General features: G+C 47.9%; 3 protein-coding genes. All 3 read left to right on the plus strand.

Features of this window, described 5'->3' with window-relative positions:
• Window positions 1-53: 53 nt before the first annotated feature.
• The 3 genes from C4S60_RS23350 (at window position 54) to C4S60_RS23360 (ending at window position 3,261) form a co-directional block, all read left to right on the plus strand.
• Window positions 54-494 carry an arsenate reductase/protein-tyrosine-phosphatase family protein gene (locus C4S60_RS23350; protein WP_103882939.1) on the plus strand — a complete coding sequence of 147 codons (441 nt, stop codon included), beginning with the start codon at window positions 54-56 and terminating at the stop codon, window positions 492-494.
• Between the two features lie 109 nt (window positions 495-603).
• Window positions 604-981, plus strand: coding sequence for a four helix bundle protein (locus C4S60_RS23355; RefSeq protein ID WP_103882941.1), 378 nt, complete (start codon window positions 604-606; stop codon window positions 979-981).
• A gap of 141 nt (window positions 982-1,122) precedes the next feature.
• A complete protein-coding gene (locus tag C4S60_RS23360) occupies window positions 1,123-3,261 on the plus strand; it encodes a polysaccharide biosynthesis tyrosine autokinase (protein ID WP_425275156.1) in 2,139 nt (712 codons plus the stop codon).
• Window positions 3,262-3,417 lie beyond the last annotated feature (156 nt).

Below are 3,417 nucleotides of genomic sequence, written 5' to 3' on the forward strand. Positions count from 1 at the left end.
CCATAGAACCATAGAACCATAGAACCATTTTTCACCAAGGACCGCTTTTAAACATGTTTAACAAAATCTTAGTCGTCTGCGTGGGTAACATCTGCCGCTCTCCAATCGGTGAATACATGCTGGCGAAAATGCTGCCGAACAAAACCATCGCCTCTGCGGGTATTGCATCGGCCAAAAGTGGTCTGGTCGGAAAGCCGGCAGACAAAACCGCCATCGAAGTGGCGGCCGAACACGATATCGACCTGACGCAACACAGCTCACAGCAACTCACCAGTGAGCTTTGCAAAGAGTACGATTTGATCCTGGTAATGGAAAAAGGCCACATCGAAGCCCTAACCAGCATCGCCCCCGAAGCCCGGGGCAAAGCCATGCTCTTCGGCCAATGGATAGGACAAAAAGACATCCCCGATCCATACCGCCAAAGCCGCGAAGCGTTTGATCATGCGTACACGCTGATCGAGCAAAGCGCGAAGGAGTGGGTGGGGAAGTTATAAATGGTTTCTGGGGGCTGGTTCCTGGATGCTGGTTCCTGGGTGCTTGGAAGAGCGGCACACGTGAACCGGGTATTTAGGAAACCGCAACCCAAACACGAGGGCTCTCATTATGCACTACAAAAAACTCGAAGTATGGAAGTTATCGTTTCAAATAGCAGTCGAAGTAAAGCGACTAACTGAAAACTGTCGGGATTTTGGGTTCTGTGATCAAATACGTCGTTCCGCTGTTTCAGTGCCATCTAATATTGCTGAAGGAGAGGAGCGAGAAACAGTGAATGAGTCGGTTCGGTTTCTGTATATTGCAAAAGGTTCGTGTGGTGAGCTTGTTACCCAGATATTGTTAGCAAAAGAATTTGGCTATCTGAGTAGTGAGCAAAGTGATTATTTAGAGAGTAAGGCAATAAGAGTAAGTAAAATGCTTGCTGGTTTGATCAAAAGTAGAAAAGGAACGGTAAGGGAAGAACGTGCGGAATATGTAGCTAATTAAAACATAAAGAAATACCGTCTCTCTAGTTCCAAGTTCTATCCGGGCACTTCCTCGAGGAACCAGGAACTAGGAACCAGGAACCAGAACCCAAGCCCTCTCCTCAGGATTCGATTAATGCAAAACCCAAAACAATCTTCAAATATGTCATCAACCTCCCCCGACGAAATCGATCTGGGCAAACTGTTCGGCATTCTTCTCGACGCCAAATGGGTCATCATTCTTACGACCTTTGTCTTCGCGTGTGGCGGTATTGCCTTTGCGCTGCTCTCCACGCCAATCTACAAAGCCGATGCGCTGATTCAGGTCGAGCAAAAAAGCGGTGGTATGTCTTCTTTGCTTAGCGAAGGGCTAGGGGACATGTTTGCTCAGGAGTCGTCAGCGACAACGGAGATTGAGCTGATCAAATCTCGTATGGTATTGGGACAAACCGTTGATAAGCTTAATCTGACCACGGTTGCGCAGCCTAAATATTTCCCTTTGGTTGGCAAAGGGTTGGCCAGACTTTCGGGTAAGCAAGCCTGGATTGAGGTCGGCAGACTGGAAGTGCCGGAGCAGTTTCATTACCTGGATGATAAAACGCTGATTCTGACTCAAGTAGATTCAGAGGGCAGCCAGTACACCCTGCATGATGCTTATGACCGAGTGCTGATTGAAGGGCGTGTTGGTGAGCTGGCAACAGGTGAGGGTTATAAGCTGTTTGTGACCCAGTTAAAAGGTGAGCAAGGTCAGCAGTTTAGCCTGAGTAAAATCGCTCGTATTGATGCTATCGCTAGTTTGCAAAAATCACTCTCCATCTCTGAGCGCGGCAAACAAACCGGTATTTTGCAGCTCTCGATAGAAGGTGAAAACAAACCGCAGATTGAACGCGTACTGAATGATATTAGCCAGAACTACTTCTTGCAGAACGTTGAGCGCCAATCGGCAGAAGCCGAAAAAAGTCTGGAGTTCTTAAAAGGTCACCTTCCTGATATTAAGACCAGCCTGACGGTGGCGGAAGATACGCTTAATACTTATCGTCAAAAGAATGAATCTGTTGATCTTGGCTTAGAGGCACAGTCAACACTTAAAGTGATGGTGGAACTCGAAGCGCAGCTTAATGAGTTAACTTTTAAAGAGAGTGAAGTCAGTCAACGCTTTACCAAAGATCACCCGGCGTATCGCTCGCTACTAGAAAAGCGTGAAACGCTATTAAAAGAGAAAGAGCGTCTTAATCGTCAGATTCAGAAGCTACCAAAGACCCAGCGTGAAGTACTGCGTATGACACGTGATGTGGAAGTGAACCAGCAAATCTACGTACAGCTACTCAATAAAGTGCAAGAGCTGAGCATTCTTAAAGCCGGTACCGTAGGCAATGTCCGAATTGTTGATATGGCCCAGTCGTACACCCACCCGGTGAAGCCGAAAAAACCACTGATTGTGGTATTGGCAACCCTGCTTGGTGGCATGTTGAGTGTGGCTTTTGCGTTGGTAAAAGCGGCGTTTCATAAAGGGCTGGAATCAGCGGACGAAATCGAAGCGATTGGCATGCCTGTGTATGCCAACATCCCTAAGTCGGAAACGCAGTTGCAACTGGATTTACGTAAAAAGCGCAAGAACCAAGTGGCCGAGCTGCTAAGTGAGAGTAACCCGGCAGATCTGTCTATCGAAGCATTGCGTGGCCTGCGAACAAGTTTGCACTTTGCCATGATGGAAGCCAAAAACAACGTGGTGATGATCTCGGGCCCTGCGCCGGGCATTGGTAAATCTTTTGTGTCCACCAACTTTGCCGCCGTTGCCGCGAAAACCGGCCAAAAAGTGCTGCTGGTGGATGCCGATATGCGTAAAGGTTACCTACAGAAAAACTTTAACCTGAAATGGGACGATGGTTTGTCTGACCTACTCAGCGGCAAGATGCAAATTGAGCAGGTGATCAAGCACAGCAACATCGACAACCTGGATGTCCTCACCCGTGGTCATGTGCCGCCAAACCCATCTGAGCTGCTAATGCACCCACGCTTTGGCGAGTTTGTCGAGTGGGCATCGCAAAATTATGATCTGGTAATCATGGACACTCCACCTGTACTCGCGGTCACCGACCCAAGCATTGTCGGTGCTCATGCAGGGACTACCTTAATGGTCGCAAGGTTCGGCCAGAACACCCTTAAAGAGCTAGAAGTCGCACAAGGGCGCTTTGAGCAATCTGGAATAGATGTGAAAGGGGTGATCTTCAATGCGGTAGAGAAGAAGGCATCCAGCGGCTATGGGTATTATAACTATGCCTATGCGAGTGATAGTAAGTAAGCTTATTACGCTATCTTCACTATCCTTGCTGCCCTAATTATTCCTGTCGTTCTCGCTTTCTCCGTCATCCTCGTATATGGACTCCCGTTAGATTGCAACTAGAGGACAAAAATAAGTAGGAAGCATGCGCATATTCGGGCTCTTATTGAGTAGCGA

The organism is Vibrio hangzhouensis (genome assembly GCF_900107935.1).
Lineage (GTDB): Bacteria > Pseudomonadota > Gammaproteobacteria > Enterobacterales > Vibrionaceae > Vibrio > Vibrio hangzhouensis.